This is a genomic window from Pseudomonas sp. ok272 (assembly GCF_900109995.1).
Lineage (GTDB): Bacteria > Pseudomonadota > Gammaproteobacteria > Pseudomonadales > Pseudomonadaceae > Aquipseudomonas.
On the sequence record NZ_FOCB01000001.1, the window covers coordinates 575,713 to 598,652 of the forward strand.

21 protein-coding genes are annotated in these 22,940 nt (G+C 62.4%); 15 read left to right on the plus strand and 6 right to left on the minus strand.

The window, feature by feature from the left end:
- Positions 1-25 precede the first annotated feature (25 nt).
- On the plus strand, positions 26-955 hold the full coding sequence (locus tag BMW74_RS02750) for a ParB/Srx family N-terminal domain-containing protein (RefSeq protein WP_093413264.1): 930 nt from the start codon (positions 26-28) through the stop codon (positions 953-955).
- A gap of 5 nt (positions 956-960) precedes the next feature.
- On the opposite strand, the gene BMW74_RS02755 is transcribed toward BMW74_RS02750, so the two are convergent.
- Entirely contained in the window at positions 961-1,647 is a 687-nt protein-coding gene (locus BMW74_RS02755; protein ID WP_093413267.1) for a spermidine synthase, read from the minus strand.
- A 98-nt stretch (positions 1,648-1,745) separates the two neighbouring features.
- On the opposite strand from BMW74_RS02755, the gene BMW74_RS02760 reads away from it, so the two are divergent.
- On the plus strand, positions 1,746-2,027 hold the full coding sequence (locus BMW74_RS02760) for a hypothetical protein (RefSeq protein WP_093413270.1): 282 nt from the start codon (positions 1,746-1,748) through the stop codon (positions 2,025-2,027).
- Here BMW74_RS02760 and BMW74_RS02765 read toward each other — a convergent pair.
- Positions 2,024-2,497 (minus strand): cyclic nucleotide-binding domain-containing protein, encoded by a 474-nt coding sequence (locus tag BMW74_RS02765; protein WP_093413272.1) that lies wholly within the window; start codon positions 2,495-2,497, stop codon positions 2,024-2,026. The two genes, BMW74_RS02760 and BMW74_RS02765, sit on opposite strands and share 4 nt — an antisense overlap.
- A 173-nt stretch (positions 2,498-2,670) precedes the next feature.
- Positions 2,671-4,725 (minus strand): S9 family peptidase, encoded by a 2,055-nt coding sequence (locus BMW74_RS02770; protein WP_093413275.1) that lies wholly within the window; start codon positions 4,723-4,725, stop codon positions 2,671-2,673.
- Positions 4,726-4,824: 99 nt separating this feature from the next.
- Here BMW74_RS02770 and BMW74_RS02775 point away from each other — a divergent pair, with 99 nt between their 5' ends.
- The 6 genes from BMW74_RS02775 to BMW74_RS02800 are packed head-to-tail and all read left to right on the plus strand — an operon-like array spanning position 4,825 to position 9,083.
- Complete coding sequence (locus BMW74_RS02775; RefSeq protein ID WP_093413435.1) at positions 4,825-5,322, plus strand: MFS transporter; 498 nt, start codon at positions 4,825-4,827, stop codon at positions 5,320-5,322.
- A gap of 29 nt (positions 5,323-5,351) precedes the next feature.
- Entirely contained in the window at positions 5,352-6,128 is a 777-nt protein-coding gene (locus BMW74_RS02780; protein ID WP_093413278.1) for a class II glutamine amidotransferase, read from the plus strand.
- A gap of 12 nt (positions 6,129-6,140) precedes the next feature.
- Positions 6,141-6,683 (plus strand): DUF2937 family protein, encoded by a 543-nt coding sequence (locus BMW74_RS02785; protein WP_093413280.1) that lies wholly within the window; start codon positions 6,141-6,143, stop codon positions 6,681-6,683.
- 26 nt (positions 6,684-6,709) lie between these two features.
- Positions 6,710-7,462, plus strand: coding sequence for a 5-oxoprolinase subunit PxpA (locus tag BMW74_RS02790; protein WP_093413283.1), 753 nt, complete (start codon positions 6,710-6,712; stop codon positions 7,460-7,462).
- Positions 7,459-8,163, plus strand: a complete 705-nt coding sequence (locus BMW74_RS02795; protein ID WP_093413286.1) for a 5-oxoprolinase subunit B family protein — start codon at positions 7,459-7,461, stop codon at positions 8,161-8,163. The genes BMW74_RS02790 and BMW74_RS02795 overlap by 4 nt, the downstream gene beginning before the upstream one ends.
- Positions 8,160-9,083 (plus strand): 5-oxoprolinase subunit C family protein, encoded by a 924-nt coding sequence (locus BMW74_RS02800; protein WP_093413289.1) that lies wholly within the window; start codon positions 8,160-8,162, stop codon positions 9,081-9,083. Before BMW74_RS02795 ends, BMW74_RS02800 begins: the two co-directional genes overlap by 4 nt.
- Before the next feature lie 104 nt (positions 9,084-9,187).
- Here the strand turns inward: BMW74_RS02800 and BMW74_RS02805 are convergent, their stop codons facing one another.
- Entirely contained in the window at positions 9,188-10,366 is a 1,179-nt protein-coding gene (locus tag BMW74_RS02805) for a vWA domain-containing protein (protein WP_093413292.1), read from the minus strand.
- An 11-nt stretch (positions 10,367-10,377) separates the two neighbouring features.
- The gene (locus BMW74_RS02810; RefSeq protein WP_093413295.1) at positions 10,378-11,223 is read right to left on the minus strand and encodes an AAA family ATPase; all 846 of its coding nucleotides are present in this window, start codon (positions 11,221-11,223) and stop codon (positions 10,378-10,380) included.
- Positions 11,224-11,422: 199 nt separating this feature from the next.
- On the opposite strand from BMW74_RS02810, the gene BMW74_RS02815 reads away from it, so the two are divergent.
- The 4 genes from BMW74_RS02815 to BMW74_RS02830 all read left to right on the plus strand — a co-directional run bounded on the left by BMW74_RS02815 (position 11,423) and on the right by BMW74_RS02830 (position 14,377).
- Positions 11,423-11,653: a DUF4160 domain-containing protein gene (locus BMW74_RS02815; RefSeq protein WP_093413439.1), complete on the plus strand. Its 231-nt coding sequence runs from the start codon at positions 11,423-11,425 to the stop codon at positions 11,651-11,653.
- Positions 11,641-12,141 carry a DUF2442 domain-containing protein gene (locus tag BMW74_RS02820; protein WP_093413298.1) on the plus strand — a complete coding sequence of 167 codons (501 nt, stop codon included), beginning with the start codon at positions 11,641-11,643 and terminating at the stop codon, positions 12,139-12,141. The genes BMW74_RS02815 and BMW74_RS02820 overlap by 13 nt, the downstream gene beginning before the upstream one ends.
- Positions 12,142-12,240: 99 nt before the next feature.
- Positions 12,241-13,215, plus strand: coding sequence for a cysteine synthase A (gene cysK / locus BMW74_RS02825; RefSeq protein WP_093413301.1), 975 nt, complete (start codon positions 12,241-12,243; stop codon positions 13,213-13,215).
- A gap of 223 nt (positions 13,216-13,438) precedes the next feature.
- Positions 13,439-14,377, plus strand: coding sequence for an aspartyl/asparaginyl beta-hydroxylase domain-containing protein (locus BMW74_RS02830; RefSeq protein WP_093413304.1), 939 nt, complete (start codon positions 13,439-13,441; stop codon positions 14,375-14,377).
- 255 nt (positions 14,378-14,632) lie between these two features.
- Here the strand turns inward: BMW74_RS02830 and BMW74_RS25645 are convergent, their stop codons facing one another.
- Positions 14,633-14,941 (minus strand): hypothetical protein, encoded by a 309-nt coding sequence (locus BMW74_RS25645; RefSeq protein WP_371911731.1) that lies wholly within the window; start codon positions 14,939-14,941, stop codon positions 14,633-14,635.
- Between the two features lie 617 nt (positions 14,942-15,558).
- On the opposite strand from BMW74_RS25645, the gene BMW74_RS02845 reads away from it, so the two are divergent.
- From BMW74_RS02845 to hrpA, 3 genes are all read left to right on the plus strand, one after another.
- Positions 15,559-16,422, plus strand: coding sequence for a DMT family transporter (locus tag BMW74_RS02845; RefSeq protein WP_093413309.1), 864 nt, complete (start codon positions 15,559-15,561; stop codon positions 16,420-16,422).
- A gap of 256 nt (positions 16,423-16,678) precedes the next feature.
- Entirely contained in the window at positions 16,679-18,400 is a 1,722-nt protein-coding gene (gene aceK / locus BMW74_RS02850) for a bifunctional isocitrate dehydrogenase kinase/phosphatase (protein ID WP_093413311.1), read from the plus strand.
- A 168-nt stretch (positions 18,401-18,568) separates the two neighbouring features.
- On the plus strand, positions 18,569-22,480 hold the full coding sequence (gene hrpA, locus BMW74_RS02855; protein ID WP_093413314.1) for an ATP-dependent RNA helicase HrpA: 3,912 nt from the start codon (positions 18,569-18,571) through the stop codon (positions 22,478-22,480).
- The last annotated feature ends 460 nt before the right edge of the window (positions 22,481-22,940 follow it).

Sequence of the window (22,940 nt, forward strand, 5' to 3'; positions counted from 1 at the left end):
CCACGGGGGTTAAGGATTGGATTTCATGCGTGTGTTATTAGCCTTGCTGTTGTGTGCGGTCACCGTCCAGGTCCAGGCGTTCTCCACGCCCCAGCCGGGGCAGGTGATCGATGTGGCGTTGGAGCAACTCCACCCGACCCAGGCGGTCATCGGTTTTGATCAGGTCTATTACAAGCTGGGCGTGTTTGCCGAGTCCCCCAGGAAGGTGTTCGACGAATACTGTGAAACCAACGGCCAGGGCGGCGCCGACAAGGTGCCCAAGGATGCCAGCCTGCATCAATTCGCCAGCTTCACGTGCCAGGATCCGGTGGGCACCCACCCGGCGGACATGAAGACCGTGGTCGTCGGCCCCGCTGGCCAGTTGTACCTCACCGACGGGCACCACAGTTTCAGCACTTTGTGGGAACAGCCGAGCGCCGGGCCGACGTTGAAGATGTGGGTGCGGGTGACCGACGACTTCAGTGATAGCCCGGACATGGCCACGTTCTGGACGCGCATGGAACACGCTCGCAAGGTCTGGCTCAAGGACAGCCACGGCCAAGCCATCACGCCGGCGCAGCTTCCGGCGCACCTGGGCTTCAAAAGCCTCACTGACGATACTTTTCGCAGCCTGGTGTACTTCACCCGCAAGGCGTCCTACGGCAAGCCCAACTCGGGCGCCGTCGTGCCGGAGTTCCTGGAGTTCTATTGGGGGAACTGGCTGCGGTCGCAGATCGACCTGGGCCGTTTCGACCTGAACAAACAGGACGGGTATCAGGCTGCCATCAAGGCGGTTGCCCAGCGCATGGTCAGCCTGGCACCGGATGCGCAGGTGGGGGAAAGCGGCTTCAGCGCCTCGCAACTGGGCGGTTTCACCACGCTCAATCGCAAGGAGCTGAACAAGACACTCAAGAACAAAGTGCCGTATGTGATCGAGTACCGGAACGTGTCCCAGCAGCTCCCGCGCCGCGGCTAAAGGGTTTAGCCCTTGAGTTTTTCGGCAATCCAGATGGTGTGCCGGGTGCCCTTGTTGCCATGGGCGAACACTTGCACTTCTTCGGCCTTGAAGCCGGCCTTCTTCAGCTTGTCGGAAAACTGCCGGTCGGCGCTGGCCGACCACACGGCCAGCACACCTTTGGGGCGCAGGGCCTTGGCGCAGGCGCTCAGGCCCCCGGCCGAATACAGCCAGCTGTTGGCCTTCTGGGTCAGGCCTTCGGGGCCGTTGTCGACGTCGAGCATGATCGCATCAAAGCCTTGCGGTTCGGCCTGCAACACCTTGGCCACGTCTTCCAGGCGGATCACGGTGCGTGGGTCGAGCATCGGGCGCCCTGACTTTTCCCCCAGTGGCCCGCGATTCCACTCCACCACGCCTGGCACCAGTTCCGCGACCACCACTTCGGCGGTCTTGCCCAGATGCTTGAGCGCCGAGGCCAGGGTAAACCCCATGCCGAGGCCGCCGATCAGCACCCGCGAATTGGGCCGGCCGGCCACCTTGCGGCAAGGGATCTCGGCCAGGGCGTCTTCGGAGCCGTGCATGCGGGTGTTCATCAGTTGCCCGCCGTCACCGCCCTGGATCTTGATGACGAAGTCTTCGCCGTACTCGAACAGGCACAGGGCTCCGCCGTTTTCGGGGATGGGGGTGGTGTCGAGCAGAACGAAACGTTTCATGGGGCTCTCGTCGAGAAAGGAAAACGGCTATTGAGAAGGGCAATCTTGCGCGGTTGAGAGTAGCCTTGAGGCGACAAGCAAGGGCAACGGAGCCATTGATGAAGCGCACCATTCTAACGGCCATTGTGTTGGCCGTGCTCTCGATAAGTGCAGTGCACGCGCAAGAGTTGCAAACCATACCCGTGACACCGTCGGCGGCACCCGGCTCACCCGGTACCGCGACGCCCACGCCCTATCCACAGATCACCCCGACCAACGTGCCCAAGGCGGGCGGCAATGCCCCGGCCTTGACGCCGATCGCCGTGCCTGGCCCACCCAGGGACCAGCCGCTGCCAGGGCTTGAGCCCATCACGCCGAAGGCCAAGGCTTCCGGCGGTTAGACCTGCTGCGCGAGCAATTGGCCGTCGGCCATGCGCAGGCGCTTGGACAGCGACACGGCCATGGCGCGGATGATCTTGGCGGCAATCTTCGGGGCGTCGTTGAGCATTCTCTCCAGCGAGTCCTTGCCCAGGTACAGCAACTGGCAATGACTGGCCGCCACGCAACTGGCCGAGCGACGCTCGCCATCGAGCACCGCCATTTCACCGAGCGCCCGGCCGCTGCGCAGGGTGGCGATGGTCACCGGTTGACCGTCGCCGTTGCTCTTCTGTACCGCCACCTGGCCCGTATGAATGATGCACATAAAGGTCCCGGCATCGCCTTCGTGGAAGATGGCTTCACCCTCGGCGATGGTGCTGATGCTGAAGTAACCGGCGGCGGCAGCGAAGTCGGCCAGTTGCAATTGATCGAACAGGCCGCAGTCCATCAGCCAGTCGCGTATTTCGGTGTTCAATGAGGTGGGTTCGGGCATGTCGTCACGATCTTTTCTTATGTCTGTCGAGGGCTTGGGGTCAGCGAGAAACTCTGTGGGAGCGGGCTTGCCCGCGAAGGCAGTGTGTCAGGCGACATCAATATCGACTGATACTCCCTCTTCGCGGGCAAGCCCGCTCCCACATTTAAAACCCAAATGCTCTGCCAAGTTCCTCAGGCTATTCCCAATACCTTGAAGACAAATGCATATTCGAGTGCTACGTCACGTAATCCCTGGTAACGCCCACTCATCCCACCATGCCCGGCGCCCAGTTCGGTCTTGAGCAGCAGCAGGTTGTCATCGGTCTTGGTGGCCCGCAGCCTGGCCACCCATTTGGCGGCTTCCCAGTACTGCACGCGGCTGTCGTTGTAGCCGGCGATCACCAGGGTCGCCGGGTAGGCTTGGGCGCGGACATTTTCGTACGGCGCGTAGGCTTTTAGCCGCTGGTAAACCTGCGGCTCCTCGGGGTTGCCCCATTCGTCGTACTCGGTGACGGTCAGTGGCAGGTCGGGGTCGAGCATGGTGTTGAGCACATCGACGAACGGCACCTCGGCAATCGCCGCCGCGAACAGCTCGGGACGCTGGTTGAGCACCGCACCGATCAGCAATCCCCCGGCGCTGCCGCCGCTGATCGCCAGTTGCTGCGCGGTGGTGAAACCGTTGGCGATCAGGTGTTCGGCGCAGGCAATGAAGTCGCTGAAGGTGTTTTGCTTATGCTCCTGCTTGCCGGCGCGATACCAGGCTTCCCCCAGTTCACCACCGCCGCGCACGTGGGCAATGGCAAACGCCACGCCGCGATCGAGCAGGCTCAGGCGGGCATGGGAGAACCAGGGGTCGAGGCTTTCGCCGTAGGCACCGTAGCCGTAGAGATACAGCGGCGTAGGCTGGCCCAATCGGTCGCGCTTGAGCACCAGGCTGATGGGCACTTGGGTGCCATCGGGCGCGGTGGCCCACAGGCGCTGGCTGACGTAGTCGTCGGCGTCGAACGGCCCGAGCACCGGGGTCTGCTTGAGGACTTTCTGCTCGCCGCTGGCCAGGTCCAATTGGCGTATCTGGGCCGGGCGGTTCAAGGCTTCGTAGCGCAGGCGGATCTTGTCGCTGGCAAACTCCAGGCTGTTCTGCACATGCAGGCTGTAGGCCGCATCCGGTAATTGCACGCGATAAGCCGGCAGGCCTTGTGGGTGCACCTCGATGATCGGCAAGCCGCCTTCGCGCAGGCTCAGGGTCATGGCCGAGGCATTGAGGCTCATGCCGTCGAGCATCACCGTGTCGCTGTGGGGGATCAGGCTCTGCCAGTCGTCCTGCGTCGGCACCACGCCCGTGTCGGCGGCCTGGTACAGGGCGAAGTTGATGCCTTCGCGGTTACTGCGGATCAGCCAGGTCCACTGATCATCCAGCTTGCCGTGGTCGACGTCGTACTCGTGGTCTTCAACCCGTGGCGCCAGGCAGGTGAAGGCCTGCTGTGGCTGGTCGGCGTCGAGCACCCAGACTTCACTGGTGGTCTTGCTGCCCACGGACAACAGCAACTGCCGTTCGGAGCTGGCGCGGTAGCAGTGCATGAAGAACCGCCCGTCCGGTTCATGGAAGACTTCTTCGGCGGCGGTGCCATCGAGGCGATAGCGATACAGTTTGTGCGGGCGATGGGTGTCGTCCAGCTCGCCGAAGAACAGCGTCAGGCTGTCGTTGGCCCAGGTCATGCTGCCGTCGCAATCCTCGAACGCCAGTTCACTGACCTTGCCGGTGGACAGCTCCTTGATGAACAGGGTGTAAATCTCGTCGCCGCTGGTGTCCAGGCTGTAGGCCAGGCGCCGGTGGTCGGGGCTGATGCTGAACGCGCCGAGGGAGAAGAAGCCGCCGTTGGCCAGCACATTGGGGTCCAGCAGCAGTTCTTCGCGGCTTTCATCCACCTGCTGGCTGTCGTCCGCCGGGCGTGGGCAGCGGTAATGCCGGGCGTATTCATCACCCGCTGTGGTGCGGGTGTAATACAGGTACGGGCCCCAGGGCGAGGGCAGCGACAGGTCGGTTTCGAGTATCCGTCCCTTGATTTCATTGAACAGGGTTTCGCGCAGCCCGGCCTGGTCGGCCAGTTGTGCCTCCTGATAGGCGTTTTCGGCCTGCAAGTAATCCAGGACCGGCGCCGTGTCTCGCTCCTGCAACCAGGCGTACGGATCATCGCCTTCGGCCTTGCGGGCAATCGGGGCGCTGCAAACGTGGGCAGATAGGGGCATGGGGGTTCTCGAACGATAGGCAATAGGGGCTTCATGGACAGCGGGGCAGCTTGATCCGTGAAAAGCCGTTATCATAAGCGCCTCTTTGCCTGCCTTGCCATGGACACCATGACCGAGAACGACTATCTGATCGCTTGGGGCCTTTACGCCTTTGCCGCTTTAGGCTGCCTGTTGGTGTGGATGCGCATGACTCGCTGGATGTGGCGCTACTTGCGCGAGCCGCTGCGCCTGATCATGGCGGTGCTGCTGTTCAGCCCGACCATCATCGACCCGGTGAAGGAAAAATTCGCCCCGGCCATCGCCATCACCGCCCTGGACTTGCTGTTCAAGGTAGGTAACAACGCCTGGCGGGCGATTTCCGACCTGTTCATGTACGGCATGATCGCCTTGGGTTTCTACCTGGTGCTGGTGTTGATCCGTTTCCCCATCGAGCGTGCGTCCGCGGCGCGCAAGGCCCAGGCCGAGGCGAAGAAGGCCGCTGCCCGAGCGGCTGAGCCTGACGATGACCAGCCCTTTGGCGGTGCCGGCGATGACCGTTATGGTCGCCCTCCGGTGCCCAGCAACCCCCAGCGTTCGCGAGTCGAACCACGTCTTTGACGGCCCTGCATTGAAGCGAGAGTCCCGGCATGTGTGAGTTATTGGGCATGAGCGCCAATGTACCGACCGATATCGTGTTCAGCTTCACCGGGCTGATGCAGCGGGGCGGCCGGACGGGCCCGCATCGTGATGGCTGGGGCATCGGCTTCTATGAAGGCCGTGGCCTGCGCTTGTTCCAGGACCCGGCCGCCAGTTGCGACTCGCAAGTCGCGCAGTTGGTGCAGCGTTATCCGATCAAGAGCGAAGTGGTGATCGGGCACATCCGCCAGGCCAACGTCGGCAAGGTCTGCCTGTCCAACACCCACCCGTTCGTGCGCGAGTTGTGGGGGCGCAACTGGTGTTTCGCGCACAACGGCCAGCTCGCCGACTTCCAACCCAGCGCCACGTTCTACCGCCCGGTGGGCGATACCGACAGCGAAGCGGCCTTCTGTGACCTGCTCAACCGCGTGCGCGAGGCCTTCCCGGAGCCGGTGGACGTCGAGCAGTGGCTGCCGGACCTGGTCGCGGCCTGCGCCGAGTACCGCAGCAAAGGCGTGTTCAATTGCCTGCTCAGCGATGGCGATTGGCTGTTCTGCTATTGCTCGACCAAACTGGCGCAGATCACCCGGCGTGCACCGTTCGGTCCGGCCCGTTTGAAGGATGTGGACGTGATCGTCGACTTCCAGGCCGAAACCACACCCAATGACGTGGTGACGGTGATTGCCACCGAACCCCTGACCGAAAACGAAACCTGGACCCGTTACGAACCGGGCCAATGGAGCCTGTGGCGACGCGGAGAATGCGTCAGCCAGGGCAAGACCGCATAAGGAACGCCCGATATGTTGCTCAGTTATTTGCGGCTGGTGTTGTTTGCAATCGGCCTGTTGGTGGGTGTGCAGGTGCCGGGGTTCGTCAACGACTACGGCAAGCGCGTAGAAGCCCATTTGATCGAGGCGCAGACCGGCCTGCGGGGCTTCCAGGGCACCGCCGAGCAATTTTTCAAGGGTGACCTGCGAGCGCTGGTGGCCCATTACCGCGCCAGCGATGACCCAGTGTTTCGCAGCGATGCCGACAGCCTGGATACCTTGCTCACCCGTCAGTTGGCGCTGGATAAACAGTTCCAGGCCATGCAGGGGCCGTGGTACATCCGCGTCCTGCAGGTGGCGTTGGCCGCCGATCCGGACATCCGCCAGGAAACCTGGAACGGCTACAGCTACCAGATCCTGCTGACCCCCGAGGCCATGGGCTGGGGCCTGGGCGGGGCGCTGCTGCTGTCGTTCGGCCTGGAATGCCTGTTCCGCCTGATCGACTGGGTCGTGTTGGGTGGCAAGCGCCTGCGCCAGAGCCGGCCGATCGAGGATCGGGACGTGCGCGGGTTGTAACCCCAGCCTCCACAGGAGTACGCACTGTGAGCCGTCTGCTATTGAACTGCGACATCGGCGAGAGCTTCGGTAGTTGGACCCTGGGCCTGGACGCCGAGGTGATGCCGCTCATTGATTGCGCCAACATCGCCTGCGGATTCCATGCGGGCGACCCGGGCATCATGCGCCAGACCGTCAGCCTGGCCGTGAGCCACGGCGTGCAGATCGGCGCCCATCCGGCCTATCAGGACCTGCAAGGGTTCGGCCGCCGCGCCATGGCCTACTCGGCACAAGAACTCCAAGACCTGTTGCATTACCAGATCGGTGCGCTGGACGGCATTTGCCGGGCCCAGGGCACTCGGGTGAGCTACGTCAAACCCCACGGTGCGATGTACAACGACATGATGGCCAACCCGGGGCAACTGCGCGCGGTACTTGCGGCGGTCGCGGCCTATGACCGGCACTTGCCGCTGATGCTCATGGCCACCCGTGACAACAGTGAGGCGCAACGCCTGGGCGACGAGTACGGCGTGACGCTGTGGTTCGAAGCCTTCGCCGACCGTGCCTACGACAGTGCCGGGCGCCTGGTGTCACGCCAGTTGCCGGGTGCCGTGCATCACGACGTTGAGACCGTTATCGCCCAGGCGCTGACCATCGCCCGTGGCGGCGAGCTGTTGGCCAGCGATGGCAGCGCCTTGCGCTTGCAGGCCAGCACGTTGTGCGTGCACGGCGACAACGCCAGTTCGGTGGCGGCGGTGCAACGGATCCGCCAAGCCCTGGATCAACAGAGCGCGTCATGAGGCCACGGGTCGAGGTGGTGGCTATCGATTGCCTGATGGTGCGTCTGTTCGATGAGATTGCTGAAAGCAACATGCCGTGGATGCTCGCCGCCGGTGCCCGCTTGCGCGAAGGGTTCGCCGGGTCCTTGATCGACCTGGTGCCGTCCTACACCACGGTGATGGTGCATTACGATCTGCTGGCACTGAGCCCATCCCAGGCGCGGGAGATTATCGCCCGGGCCATGACCGGCCTGTCGCCCGGTGTCCAGGCCAGTGGTCGGTGCCATGCCCTGCCGGTCTGGTATGACCTGAGCGTCGGGCCGGAGCTGCGCCTGTTGTCGCAACGCAGTGGATTGCCGGTGCCGGAAGTGATTCGTCGACACAGCGAGCGTGAATATCAAGTGTTCGCCCTCGGATTTGCCCCAGGCTTTGCCTTCATGGGCCTGGTGGAGGAGGCGCTTGCTGCGCCGCGCTTGAGCACCCCGCGCAAGCAGGTTGCGGCGGGCAGTGTCGGGATCGCCGAGCGCCAGACGGCAGCCTATCCGTCGGTGTCGCCGGGCGGCTGGAACCTCATCGGCCGCACGCCGGCCAAACTGTTCGACCGCGAGCGTGAGGGCTACAGCCTGATGCAGCCGGGCGATACCGTGCGGTTTGTGCCAGTCAGTCATGCCGAGTTCGTCAGCCTGGGCGGTGACGACACACCGTTGGCGCTGCCGACATGAGTCGCTTGCGTGTCGAGGCCAGCACCCCGTTGTGCCTGTTGCAGGATGCCGGGCGATTCGGCGTGCGGCACCTGGGCGTGACCCAGGGCGGGGCCGCGGATTGGTTGTCGATGGCGTGGGCCAACTGGCTGCTGGGTAATGCGTTGGATGCGCCGGTGATCGAGGTCACGCTCGGCGGGCTGGAGTTGCACGCCCTGGAGGATAGTTGCCTGGCGTTGGCTGGCGCGGATCTTGGGGCGCTGATCGATGGCCAGCCGCAGGCCCCGTGGCGCAGCTTTACCCTGCGCAAGGGCCAGCGCTTGCAGTACACCCGGCCCGTGCTCGGTGCTCGCGCCTACCTGGCCGCGCCGGGCGGCTTCAATGCGCCGCGAATCCTGGGCAGCTGTGCCACGGTGGCGCGCGAAGCACTGGGCGGCTTGGACGGCTTTGGCCGCGCGCTGGTTCGAGGTGATGAGCTGAGCGATTCGGGACCGACGCTGGCGCTGCGCGAAGTGCCCCGCGAGCACCGCCCGGACTTCAACTCACACGCGCCGCTGGACCTGGTCCTCGGCGCGCAACACGGCGAGTTCAGCGGGCAAAGCCTGTTCGACGTGTTCAATTGCCCCTGGACCCTCGACAGCCGCGCCGACCGCATGGGGATCCGCTTGCTCGGGGCGGCCTTGCACTATCAGGGCCGGCCAATGATCTCCGAAGGCATTCCGCTGGGCGCGGTGCAGGTGCCGCCGGATGGGCAGCCGATCGTATTGCTCAATGATCGCCAGACCATCGGCGGCTACCCACGGTTGGGGGCGTTGACGCCGTTGGCGTTGGCGCGGCTGGCGCAGTGTTTGCCGGGGCAGGTGGTGCGGTTGGCGCCGGTGCTGCAGGAGACGGCGCACCGGGAACAGGTCGAGAGTTTGCGGCGGTTGATCAACCGTTAAAAGCTTCGCGAGCAGGCTCGCTCCCACAAGGGTCCAAAGTGCTTACATTGCTGTGTGCACCCAGGAACCTGTGGGAGCGAGCCTGCTCGCGATAGGAGTAACACCTATTTGGACAAAAACCGCATCCCTTCTTCCAACCCGCGCAACGTCAGCGGAAACATCTGGTCCTCGATCAGATCGCGCACGATGTTGGTCGAGCTGGTGTAGCCCCAGGTGTCCTTCGGGTACGGGTTGATCCAGATGAGCTTCTTGTACTTCTCCATGAACCGCTGCATCCACACGTAGCCGGCTTCTTCGTTCCAGTGTTCGACGCTGCCGCCGGGCTGGGTGATTTCGTAGGGCGCCATGGCGGCGTCCCCGATGAAGATCACTTTGTAGTCGGCGCCGTACTTGTGCAGCAGGTCCATGGTGGCGGTGCGTTCCGAGCTTCGGCGCATGTTGTTCTTCCACACCGATTCATAAATGAAGTTGTGGAAGTAGAAGTACTCCAAGTGCTTGAACTCGGTCTTGCAAGCCGAGAACAGCTCTTCGCAGGTCTTCACGTGGGCGTCCATCGAGCCGCCGATATCGAACAGCAGCAACAGCTTCACCGTGTTACGTCGTTCGGGGCGCATCTGGATGTTCAGCAGCCCGGCATCGCGTGCGGTGTGGTCGATGGTGCCGTCGATGTCCAGCTCTTCGGCCGCGCCCTGGCGGGCGAACTTGCGCAGGCGACGCAGGGCGACCTTGATGTTGCGTGTGCCCAACTCCACCGAGTCGTCGAGGTTCTTGTACTCGCGCTGGTCCCAGACCTTGACCGCCTTGCCCTGGCGCTTGCCGGCGTCACCGACACGGATGCCTTCGGGGTTGAAACCACCGGAACCAAAAGGGCTGGTACCGCCGGTGCCGATCCATTTGTTGCCACCGGCATGGCGTTCCTTCTGTTCTTCCAGGCGCTTCTTGAACGCCTCGATCAGCTTGTCGAGGCCGCCCAGGGATTGGATCTGCGCGCGCTCCTCGTCGCTCAGCGAGCGCTCGAACTCCTTGCGCAGCCAGTCTTCGGGGATCAACGCCTGAAGGTGATCGTCGAGCTTTTCCAGGCCATTGAAATAGGCCCCGAAGGCGCGGTCGAACTTGTCGAAGTGCCGTTCGTCCTTCACCAGGATCGCGCGCGCCAGGTAATAGAATTCGTCCATGTCGGCGAAGGTCACACGCTGTTTCAGCGCGTTGATCAGGTCCAGCAGCTCACGCACCGAGACCGGCACCTTGGCGGCGCGCATTTCATTGAACAGGTTGAGCAGCATGGCGCAAGCCCCTATCGAGTACCGCGACGGCTCATGAACGCCAGGCGCTCGAGCAGTTGCACGTCCTGTTCGTTCTTGACCAGGGCCCCGGCCAGTGGCGGGATGGCCTTGGTTGGATCACGTTCGCGCAGTACGGCCTCGCCGATGTTGTCGGCCATCAGCAGCTTGAGCCAGTCCACCAGCTCGGAGGTCGAGGGCTTTTTCTTCAGGCCCGGGACCTTGCGCACGTCGAAGAACACGTCCAGCGCTTCGCTGACCAGGTCTTTCTTGATGTCGGGGTAGTGCACGTCGACGATTTTTTGCAGGGTGGTGCGGTCCGGGAATGCGATGTAGTGGAAGAAGCAGCGGCGCAGGAAGGCGTCCGGCAGCTCTTTTTCATTGTTGGAGGTAATGATGATGATCGGGCGCTGCTTGGCCTTGATGGTCTCGTCGATCTCGTAGACGTAGAACTCCATCTTGTCGAGTTCTTGCAGCAGGTCGTTAGGGAACTCGATGTCGGCCTTGTCGATTTCATCGATCAGCAGGATGACGCGCTCATCCGACTCGAAGGCCTCCCACAGCTTGCCCTTTTTCAGGTAGTTGCGGATGTCGTGGACCTTCTCGTTGCCCAGTTGCGAGTCGCGCAGGCGGCTGACCGCATCGTACTCATACAACCCCTGGTGAGCCTTGGTGGTGGACTTGATGTGCCAGGTGATCAGCTTGACGCCAAAGGATTCGGCCAGTTGCTCGGCGAGCATGGTTTTGCCGGTGCCGGGCTCGCCCTTGACCAGCAAGGGACGCTCCAGGGTGATGGCGGCGTTCACTGCCAGCTTCAGGTCATCAGTGGCGACGTAGGCGCGGGTGCCTTCGAACTTCATCGGTCATTCCTCAAGCGTTAGCCGACCGGCGCGGGGCAGGGCGGGCGAAGTAAATAGCATGCCTGACTATAACGCGCCGCCCGGTCGACTGTGAACGCAGACGGCTTATTCAGTCTCTGAATGGGGCGTCACATGTTGACTCAGTCTCGGCAAGAGGCCAGTATTTATCTATAGCCAAATTGGCTATAGGTTGGGCTTCATGTCTACTAAACATCGATTTCGTGACAAATACCGCATTCAACTGCGGGAAAGGGACCATCTGCCGCCGCCCGTGCACCTGGTGGGAGGCGGGCTGGATGTGATGATCAGCCTGCAAACCATCGAAGTCATGGTGGGCTATGCGCCGGCGCTGATTGTGCAGGAGGCACAGGAATGGATAAGGGCACACCGTGAAGAACTATTGGAGGAGTGGAAGCGATGGCATCCATGAAACGGCCCCGCTTGTCGGCCGTGCAGGTTTTGCCGGACAAGCAACTGATCCTGACCTTTGTTGACGGTCAGCAACTGCCCCTGGACATGAGCGCCGATGTACAGCGTTTCCCCGGCCTGCATCCTTTGCAGGACGCGCGCGTGTTTGCGGGGGCGCAAGTGGGGGACGCTGGCTGGACGCTGGAGTGGCCCGAGCCAGATATCCAGATCGGCGCCGATACGCTGTACCTGGATGCACTGGCGCAAAATGCCACGGACGAAAACACGCGGATTTTCATTGGCTGGCGCGCCCGCTCCGGCTTGTCGCTGAACATGGCGGCGGAAGCCCTGGGCGTCAGCCGGCGCAGCATCAGCCGCTACAGCAGTGGTCGTGAAGCGGTACCGCGCGCCCTGGCACTGGCGTGCCTGGGATGGGACGCACTGCAATCGGCCGGCTCGTTGCGGGTGGCCGAGACGCCAGCCCAGTACGAGGTCAGCCGCAAGCCGTAGCCGGTCGGCATAGGCGTGCGTTTATGCAGCACGACTGGACGCCCAAGGGGACGAGGCATACCCTTGGGGGCTCATCCAATGCTGCATAAGGACCCAGCCATGAGCCGAATTTTCGCTGACAACGCGCACTCCATCGGCAATACGCCGCTGGTTCAGATCAACCGTATTGCCCCGCGCGGCGTGACCATCCTGGCCAAGATCGAAGGGCGCAACCCCGGTTACTCGGTCAAGTGCCGGATTGGCGCGAACATGATCTGGGACGCTGAAAGCAGCGGCAAGCTCAAGCCGGGCATGACCATCGTCGAGCCCACCTCGGGTAACACCGGCATTGGCCTGGCCTTCGTTGCCGCCGCGCGGGGCTACACGCTGCTGCTGACCATGCCGGCGTCCATGAGCATCGAGCGACGCAAGGTGTTGAAGGCCCTGGGTGCCGAGTTGGTGCTGACTGAGCCGGCCAAAGGCATGAAAGGCGCGATCGACAAGGCGGCCGAGATCCTGGCCAGCGACCCGGCCAAGTACTTCATGCCGCAGCAGTTCGATAACCCGGCCAACCCGGCTATCCACGAGAAGACCACCGGTCCGGAAATCTGGAACGACACTGACGGCGCCGTCGATGTGCTGGTGGCGGGCGTCGGCACCGGTGGCACCCTTACTGGGGTGTCGCGCTATATCAAGAACACCCAGGGCAAGCCGATTCTCTCGGTGGCAGTCGAGCCCATCGTGTCGCCGGTCATCACCCAGGCCCTGGCCGGTGAGGACATCAAGCCGAGCCCGCATAAGATCCAGGGCATCGGCGCCGGCTTCGTGCCCAAGAACCTCGATCTGTCGATGGTCGACCGGGTTGAGTTGGTCAGTGATGAGGAGTCCAAGACCATGGCCCTGCGCCTGATGCAGGAAGAAGGCATCCTGTGCGGGATTTCCTCTGGTGCGGCGATGGCGGCGGCTGTGCGCCTGGCCGAGACCCCCGAGATGCAGGGCAAGACGATCGTGGTGATCCTGCCGGACTCCGGTGAGCGTTACCTGTCGAGCATGTTGTTCAGTGATTTGTTCACCGAGCAGGAGAACCAGCAGTAATGTGCTGAGACGCAAGCCAGGTTGATTGCAGTCATCGGCCTGGGTTGATTTTTATCAGCGGGTGTTCAGCTACCTTATGTTAGTAAGTGCTTTGTTGCGCAATCCTCAATACACCTTGTTCAGGTATGCGGGTTTTTCGGACGGTCGCTAGTGTTTATCATGGCGACCTGCCTCGTTGGGTACATAGCGATGCGCAGTGACGTTTATTCTCAAGGAGTTGTGCATGACCTTTTCCTTCGTCGTGAAGGCCTCGCTGCTGTTGATGTTTATTGGCAGCACCCTCTATGTGCATTTACGCGGCAAGGCGCGTTTGCCGATCTTGCGCCAGTTCGTCAACCATTCGGCCTTGTTCGCACCGTATAACGCCTTGATGTATTTGTTTTCCGCCGTGCCGTCCAAGCCGTACCTGGACCGCAGCAAGTTCCCGGAACTGGACGTACTGAAGGACAACTGGGAAGTGATTCGCGACGAAGCGATGCACTTGTTCGACGAGGGCTATATTCGTGCAGCCGAAAAGAACAACGATGCCGGCTTTGGTTCGTTCTTCAAGAAAGGCTGGAAGCGTTTCTACCTCAAGTGGTACGACAAGCCGCTGCCATCGGCTGATCTGCTGTGCCCCAAGACCGTGGCACTGCTCAGCGCTATTCCCAATGTCAAAGGCGCGATGTTTGCCCTGCTACCGGGCGGCAGCCACCTCAACCCGCACCGCGACCCATTCGCCGGCTCCCTGCGTTATCACCTGGGCCTGTCGACGCCGAACTCCGACGACTGCCGCATCTTTGTCGACGGCCAGGTCTATGCCTGGCGCGACGGCGAGGACGTGATGTTCGATGAAACCTATGTGCACTGGGTCAAGAACGAAACCGACAAGACCCGGGTGATCCTGTTCTGCGACATCGAGCGCCCGCTGAGCAACCGCCTGATGATCGGCCTCAATCGTTGGGTCAGTGCACTGCTGGGCCGCGCCACTGCACCGCAGAACCTGGATGACGAACGCGTAGGGGGGATCAACAAAGTCTATGCCTGGAGCAAGAACTCCAGCGACACGTTCAACAAGGACTTCAAGCAATGGAAGCGCGCTAATCCCAAGCTGTATCGCATCCTGCGTCCGGTGTTGGCGGTGGTGGTGCTGACGTTGTTGGGGTATTGGCTGTTGGGTTGATTGTCAGCATTAAAAAAACCGCTCCTGGTGAGCGGTTTTTTTATCGTGACAAAGTGAATGAGGCACCGGCGAGAACGCCGTCGGGTTCTTCAACGGCAGTGCCCGTCGCAATGACTTGCAAGATGCGTCGCTGACTGGCTGTCGGCTCTACCGCAACATGCCGATTCGCTGTTGAGGACGAACCCTTTCGTGTGGGGGACTTTTTCGTTTCTTTGCGCATGCGCCCTCCGCTATTGGTTACTAATTGAACAGGTTTCACGGTACTAGGCTCTCCAGTGTTTTGACAAGCCGGCCTTGGGAGTCGAAATCAAAGCCGAGCTGTTGATAAATGAACACCGCGCCCGCCAGCGGCTGTTGAACTTCAATCAGTGTGCTACCGATGAGTTGGGCGTATTGCTCAATAACCAATATGGCCAATGGCGCAATACGGTTTTTCAGGGGATGGATGACGCTCCTGTTCCCCTCCAGCCGTACGATACGGATTCGCTGTCGGCTATTGTTTGGATTTGCAAAGCACAGTCCACACAGTTGGTCATCGAACCAGATGGCGATATCCAGGGCCAATGGCTGCCGTGTTTTTGTCAATGGGCTCGAAGCGCACGTTTGACAGGTCGAGAACGGTTGGCCCGGCTAACTCCAATTCCCGCTGCAAGTGGTTGACGTGAATGGCGGTGAGTTTTCTCGCTTTTGATTTGTACAACGGATACCGAAGATGAGTCCGTTCCCTTGGCATGTGTGCGCGTGAGTTCCCTGTCCCAAGTCATGAATAAAGAGCCTGCTCTCAAGGCTAGGCACGATTCTTCCATTCGTCGCTGCTGGCGTTTTGCTCAAGTGATTGCAATCTGTGTCGAGCGCTGGTTATAGTCGGCGCTCGTCAGGTGTGTCACCGGACGTTTCCTCTCTTCAAAAAAGATCAGCCCAATGCCTGTATCCCACATCAACGCGGTAGTCGATTCAGCGGTCAACGCTGGCGTTGTGCCGTGCGGGAACACGCAGCCTGAGCAGATCAGTCATTACCCCCCTCCTGTCAGTCACACGCCAGTGTGCGCGGTGGTCTCACCGCCAGGTGTTGTCCAGGGCTGACCAGCAGGTGTGTGCTGCTCCCTGTATTCGCCTGAACACACAACATTGAACTTCAGCTCCGGCTGAGTTGGCTTATTGCCTGATGACAGGTGGTTTTCATGTTACGTATTTCCAAACAATCCGCGCTTGCGGCGGCGTCCACGAGTCTGTTTGTTTTGCTCTGGAGCAGCGGGGCGATTTTCTCTAAGTTGGGGTTGGCACATGCCTCGCCCTTTGCCTTTCTGTTTGTCCGCTTCGCCATTGCCCTGTGCGGGTTGGTGCTGTTGGTGCCGTTGCTCAAGCTCAAGCTGCCCCGTGACGGCACATCGATGCGCTATGCCGCTGCCACGGGCCTGGTGTTGTTGGGTGCCTATCAGATCTTTTACCTGCTGGCGCTGGACCTCAAGGTCACGCCCGGCGTCATGGCCACCATCATGGGGGTGCAACCGATCCTCACCGTGGTGCTGATGGAGCGCCAGCGTTCCTGGAGCCGGCTGTTCGGCCTGGCACTGGGGTTGGTGGGATTGATCATGGTGGTTTACCAGGGCATTGGCCTGGCCGGGATGTCGCTGGCGGGGATGCTCTTCGGTTTGTTGGCGCTGGTGAGCATGACCGTCGGTTCGATCATGCAAAAGCGTATCACCGACAATCCGCTGGGCACGCTGCCGGTGCAGTACCTGGCCGGGCTGTTGCTGTGCGGGGTGTTCGTGCCGTTCCAGCCGTTTCATTTCGAGCACAGCGCCGGGTTTTATGGGCCGGTGTTGTGGATGGGGCTGGTGGTGTCGGTGCTCGCGACCTTGTTGCTGTATCGGCTGATTGCCCGGGGCAACCTGGTGAACGTCACCAGCCTGTTTTACCTGGTGCCAGCGGTGACGGCGGTGATGGACTACCTGATCTTCGGCAACCGGTTGGCGCTGTTGAGCCTGCTGGGCATGCTGTTGATCATCGTCGGGTTGGCGTTTGTGTTCCGTAAGACGGGGTGAACCTGAAGAGGCCCGGGGCGACGTCAACATCACCGAGTGCACCGTAGGGGGCGTCAGGTCGGCCTCTTCGCGGGCACGCCCGCTCCCACAGGTCCCACCAGACCCTTGTGGGAGCGAGACCGGCTTGCCGGCGATGGCATTCACCCTCGCACCCCGGACAATGGCGCTTTTACCCTGCGCCCGGACCAAGGCAACGGTTGCACCGCGTCACAATTGACCTCTAAGCTCAGGCCTCCAACGATCATGAGGTCTTCACATGCCGCAGCCATGGCCCGCCGCCGAAATCGCCCGAATGATCCTTGACGGTTTCGACGATTACCGCGAGCACTTCCGCCAGATCACCGACGGTGCTCGGGCGCGTTTCGAACAGGCGCAGTGGCAGGAAGCGCAGGTGGCGTCGGCGGCGCGGATCAACCTCTATGAAGACAAGGTCAGCGAAGTGGTCGGGCGCCTGCACGCCGCCTTCGACGCCGAGCTCCTGCTGGATGTCAGTTGCTGGCCGCTGGTCAAGAGCGCCTACATCAGCCTGATCGACCTGCGGTTCGACGATGAATTGTCCGAGACCTGGTACAACTCGACTTTCTGCGGCCTGTTCAGCCACGACCTGATCAGCGACGGCTGCATGTTCATCCACACCACCCGGCCCAGCCTGCGCCGGGCGCGTGCCGCACAAACGCGCACCTATAAACCCCATGGTCAGTTGTCGTCGATGTTGGCGAGCATTTTCGCCGACTACCGCTTCAGCGAAGATTACGCCGACCTCGCTGGCGACCTGCACCGGCTCGAAGGGCAATTGCGCGACAACCTGCCCGACTGGGTGTGCAAGGACCCGGACCTGGCGGTGGAGCTGTTTTCCTCGGTGCTGTACCGCAACAAAGGGGCCTACCTGGTGGGCCGCATCTACACCACCGATGAACAATGGCCGCTGGTCATCCCGCTGCTGCACCGCGAAGGCCGGGGCATCCAGATCGACGCGCTGATTACCGACGAAGCCGATGTGTCGATCATCTTCTCCTTCACCCGCTCGTATTTCATGGTGGATGTGCCGGTGCCCGCCGAGTTCATCGGCTTTCTCAAGCGCATCCTGCCGGGCAAGCACATCGCCGAGCTGTACACCTCGATTGGCTTCTACAAGCACGGCAAGTCGGAGTTCTACCGGGCGCTGATCAACCACCTGGCCAACACCGACGACCAGTTCATCATGGCCCCCGGCGTGCGTGGCATGGTCATGAGCGTGTTTACCCTGCCGGGCTTCAACACCGTGTTCAAGATCATCAAGGACCGCTTCTCGCCGTCGAAGAACGTCGACCGTGCGACGGTGATCGAGAAGTACCGGCTGGTCAAAAGCGTCGACCGGGTCGGGCGCATGGCCGACACCCAGGAGTTCGCCGACTTCCGCTTTCCCCTGAGCAAGTTCGAGCCGGCGTGCCTTGAGGAACTGCTGGAGGTGGCCGCGGCCACGGTGCAGGTCGAAGGCGACACGGTGCTGATCCGCCACTGCTGGACCGAGCGGCGCATGACCCCGCTCAACCTGTACCTGGAAAACGCCAACCCGGCGCAAGTGCGCGAGGCCCTGGAAGACTACGGCCTGGCGATCAAACAACTGGCGGCGGCGAACATCTTCCCCGGCGACATGCTGCTCAAGAACTTCGGCGTCACCCGTCACGGCCGGGTGGTGTTCTATGATTACGATGAGATCTGCTACCTGACCGAAGCCAACTTCCGCCACATCCCGCAGCCGCGTACCCCGGAAGACGAAATGGCCTCCGAGCCCTGGTACTCCATCGGCACCCACGACGTATTCCCCGAGGAGTTTCCGCCGTTCCTGTTTGCCGACGCCGGGCAGCGCAAGCTGTTCGACCAGTTGCACGGCGAGCTGTACAACGCCGACTACTGGAAAAGCCTGCAGGAGGCGATTCGGGCGGGCAAGGTGATCGATGTGTTCCCGTATCGGCGCAAGGGGCTGGAAGACGAGTAGGGCATTTCGCGAGCAGGCTCGCTCCCACAGGTGACTCCATCGTGCATACCGTTTGTGTTCGGCGTGGACCCCCTGTGGGAGCGAGCCTGCTCGCGATGGGCCGCGCAGCGGTCGTAAAATCTGCGACAATCACCCCCCTCGCGCCACCAGACGACCCTTGCGTACCCGATGACCGACCAAACGCCCTCCATCGACAAATTGCTGAACAACCTCGATCACGCCATGCTCGCCGACCGTCACCGGCTGCGTCGGCAGTTGCTCGAGCTGCGCAAGAAACCCGACGAGGCCAAGCTGGCTGCCTGGGTGGCGCGGATGCAGGCGTCCTGCGACCAGGTTGCGGCGCGGCGTGCCAGCTTGCCGGTGATTCGCTACGACGACAGCCTGCCGATTGCCGCCAAACGCGATGAAATCAAGGCAGCGTTGCTCAAGCACCAGGTGCTGATCATTGCCGGCGAGACCGGCTCGGGCAAGACCACCCAGCTACCCAAGATCTGCCTGGAAATCGGTCGCGGCCAGCATGGGCTGATCGGCCACACCCAGCCCCGGCGTATCGCGGCGCGCAGCGTCGCCAGCCGGGTCGCCGAGGAGCTGGCCACGCCGCTCGGCGTACTGGTCGGCTATCAGGTGCGTTTCGAGGATCAGAGCGATTCCAACACCCTGATCAAGCTGATGACCGACGGTATCCTGCTGGCCGAGACCCAGAACGACCGTTACCTGGAACGCTACGACACGATCATCGTCGACGAAGCCCACGAACGCAGCCTGAACATCGACTTCCTGCTCGGCTACCTCAAGACCCTGCTGCCCCGTCGCCCGGACCTGAAAGTCATCATCACTTCGGCGACCATCGACCTGGAGCGTTTCTCCAAGCATTTCGACGATGCGCCGATTGTCGAGGTCAGCGGGCGGACGTTCCCGGTAGAAACCTGGTATCGCCCGTTGACGCTGGAGCAGGACGAGGAGGGCAATCGGGTCGAGGACGACTTGACGGTGGATCAGGCGATCCTCGCTACCCTCGACGAGATCGCCGCCTTCGAGCGCAGCGAGCGCAAGAGCCCGGGCGATGTGCTGGTGTTCCTGCCCGGCGAGCGCGAGATCCGCGATGCTGCCGAACTGCTGCGCAGGGCCCAGCTCAAGCACACCGAGATCCTGCCGTTATACGCGCGCTTGTCGCCGGCCGAGCAGCAGCGGATTTTTCAGTCGCACCCAGGTCGGCGCGTGGTGCTGGCGACCAACGTCGCCGAGACCTCGTTGACCGTGCCCGGCATTCGCTACGTGATCGACAGTGGCACCGCGCGCATCAGTCGCTACAGCTACCGCGCCAAGGTCCAGCGCCTGCCCATCGAAGCCATCTCCCAGGCCAGCGCCAACCAGCGTAAAGGTCGTTGCGGACGGGTCGAGCCGGGCATCTGTATTCGCTTGTACAGCGAAGAAGACTTTGTCGGCCGCCCGGAGTTCACCGACCCGGAGATCCTGCGCACCAACCTCGCCGCCGTGATCCTGCAGATGCTCCATCTGCGCCTGGGCGAGATCACCGACTTCCCGTTTATCGAGCCGCCCGATGGCAAGGCCATCAGCGACGGCTTTAACCTGCTGCAAGAGCTGTCGGCGGTGGACCGCAACAGCCAACTGACGCCGTTGGGTCGCCAGCTCGCGCGCTTGCCGGTCGACCCGCGCATGGGACGTATGCTGCTGGAAGGGGCCAAGCTCGGCAGCTTGCAAGAGGTACTGATTGTCGCGAGCGCCATGTCGATCCAGGACCCACGCGAGCGTCCACCGGAGCGCCAGCAGGCCGCCGACCAGGCCCACGCCCAGTGGAAGGACGTCGACTCGGACTTCGCCGGGCTGGTCAATCTGTGGCGTGGTTTCGAGGAGCAGCGCCAGGCGCTCACGGCCGGTCCGCTGCGCAGTTGGTGTCGCAAGCACTTCCTCAACTACCTGCGCCTGCGCGAGTGGCGCGATTCCCATCGCCAGTTGAGCCTGATCTGCCGCGACATGCAGCTGTCCCTCAATAAAGAGCCCGCGGACTACCCCAAGTTGCACAAGGCAGTGCTCTGTGGCCTGCTCAGCCAGATCGGCCAGAAGACCGACGACGGCGATTACCTGGGCGCCCGCCAGCGACGCTTCTGGATTCATCCTTCATCCGGGCTGGGCAAGAAGCGCCCGCAGTGGCTGATGACCGCCGAACTGGTGGAGACCACCAAGCTCTATGCGCGGATGGTGGCCAAGATCGACTCCGACTGGATCGAACCCCTGGCCGGGCACCTGATCAAGAAGAACCACTTCGAACCCCATTGGGAGAAGAAGCGCGGGCAGGTGGTGGCCTTTGAGCAGATCACCCTGTTCGGCCTGATCGTGGTCGGGCGGCGGCCGGTGCACTACGGGCCTATCGACCCGGTAGTGTCCCGCGAGCTGTTCATCCGCGAAGGCTTGGTGCGCGGTGAAATCCAGTCCCGGGCCAAGTGCCTGGCGGCCAACACCCAGTTGCTGGAGCAGCTCGACGAGCTGGAGGCCAAGGCCCGGCGCCGTGACATCCTGGCGGATGAAGAAACCCTGTACGCCTTCTACGATGCGCGCCTGCCGGCGGAGATTCATCAGACGGCAACCTTCGACAGTTGGTACAAGGTCAACAGCCAGAAAGACCCGCAGTTGCTGATCATGCGCGAGGAAGACGTGCTGGCCCGCGAGGCCAACGAAGTCACCGCCGCCCATTACCCGGATACCTTGCAACTGGGCGACCTGACGTTGCCGCTCAGCTACCACTTCGAACCCAACCATCCCCGCGACGGCGTGACCTTGCGGGTGCCGGCGCCGTTGCTGCCGATGCTACCGCCCGAGCGCCTGGAGTGGTTGGTGCCGGGGATGATCGAGGCCAAGTGCATTGCCCTGGTGCGCAACCTGCCCAAGGCCTTGCGCAAGAACTTCGTGCCGGTGCCGGACTTCGTCAAGGCGGCCTTGCAACGCATCACCTTCGCTGAAGGTTCGTTGCCCCAGGCCTTGGGGCGCGAACTGTTGCGCATGACCGGCGCGCGGGTCAGCGACGAGGCCTGGGCCGAGTCGGCGCAGCAGGTCGATAGCCATCTGCGGATGAACCTGGAAATCGTCGACGGCGAGGGTAAGTTCCTCGGCGAAGGCCGTGACCTGGCCGAGCTGACGGCCCGTTTCGCCGCGGCCAGCCAGGCGGCCTTGGCCGTCCCGCAAACCGCCAAGAGCCAGCAGCCGGTGGAGGCGAAAGTCTTTGCCGCCGTGGCCCAGACCTCCCAACAGAAGATCGCCGGGTTGTCGATGACGGTGTACCCGGCACTGGTGGAAGAGGGCGGCACGGTCAAGGAAGGGCGCTTCTCGACCCCGGCCGAGGCCGAGTTCCAGCACCGTCGGGCGCTGCAGCGGTTGCTGATGCAGCAACTGGCGGAGCCGGCGAAGTTCCTGCGCGGCAAGCTGCCGGGGCTCACTGAGCTGGGCCTGATGTACCGCGAGCTGGGGCGTATCGACGCGCTGGTCGAAGACATCCTGCTGGCGAGCCTGGACAGCTGCATCCTCGACGGCGAGGCTAATCTGCCGCGTGATGGGGCCGGGTTGGCGGCGCTGGCCGAACGCAAGCGCGGCGGCTGGACCGAGCACGCCGAGCGCCTGGCCAGGCTGACCCTGGAGGTCCTCAAGCTGTGGCATGGCTTGCAGAAGCGCTTCAAGGGCAAGATCGACCTGGCACAGGCGGTGGCCTTGAACGATATCAAGCAGCAGCTCAGCCACTTGGTGTATCCGGGGTTTGTCCGGGAGACGCCGATGGTCTGGCTCAAGGAGCTGCCGCGTTATCTCAAGGCGGTTGAGCAGCGCTTCGAGAAGCTGGGGTCGCAGGTGCAGAAGGACCGGGTCTGGAGTGGGGAGTTGAACGGACTCTGGGCGCAGTACCAGGCGCGCGCTGGCAAGCATGCCCAGGAGGGCAAGCGTGATCCGCAGCTTGAGTTGTATCGTTGGTGGTTGGAGGAGTATCGGGTGTCGTTGTTTGCCCAGCAGTTGGGGACCAAGGTGCCGATTTCCGATAAGCGCTTGAGCAAGCAGTGGAGTCAGGTGGAGCCTTAGGGGCAGCACCCAATCTCTCGCGGATGTACCCCGCCAAAAACCGTGGGAGCGGGCTTGCTCGCGAAGGCGGCCTGACAGCCGACCTGTTTTTTGTGGGTGTACATATCCATTGCTGCGGGTGTGGCTGCTGGCGGTTTCGCCCTGACGGTCGACTCACTTTGGCAAACGCCGGGGTGCCGGCCCAGCCCAAAGTGAGCAAAGGTCTCGCCCCAAGCGTCCGGCCCTTCGCCTAGGCTCAGGGTTCCTTCGCTGCGGTATCCCTCTGGGGGCATCGCCCTCCGGTTTGCTTCGCTGCACCTCCCTGCAATGTGTTCGACTGCGTCGAACGGCGCTGTGCGCCAGTCCCCAGAGGGATACCTTCGCTCAGCCTGCCGAAGGGGCGGGTGGATCAAGAGCTTCAGGCGAGCTACCGCTCGGCCTGTTGAGTGCTCAAGGGCACAGTGGGGGGGCGTGGTTGTGG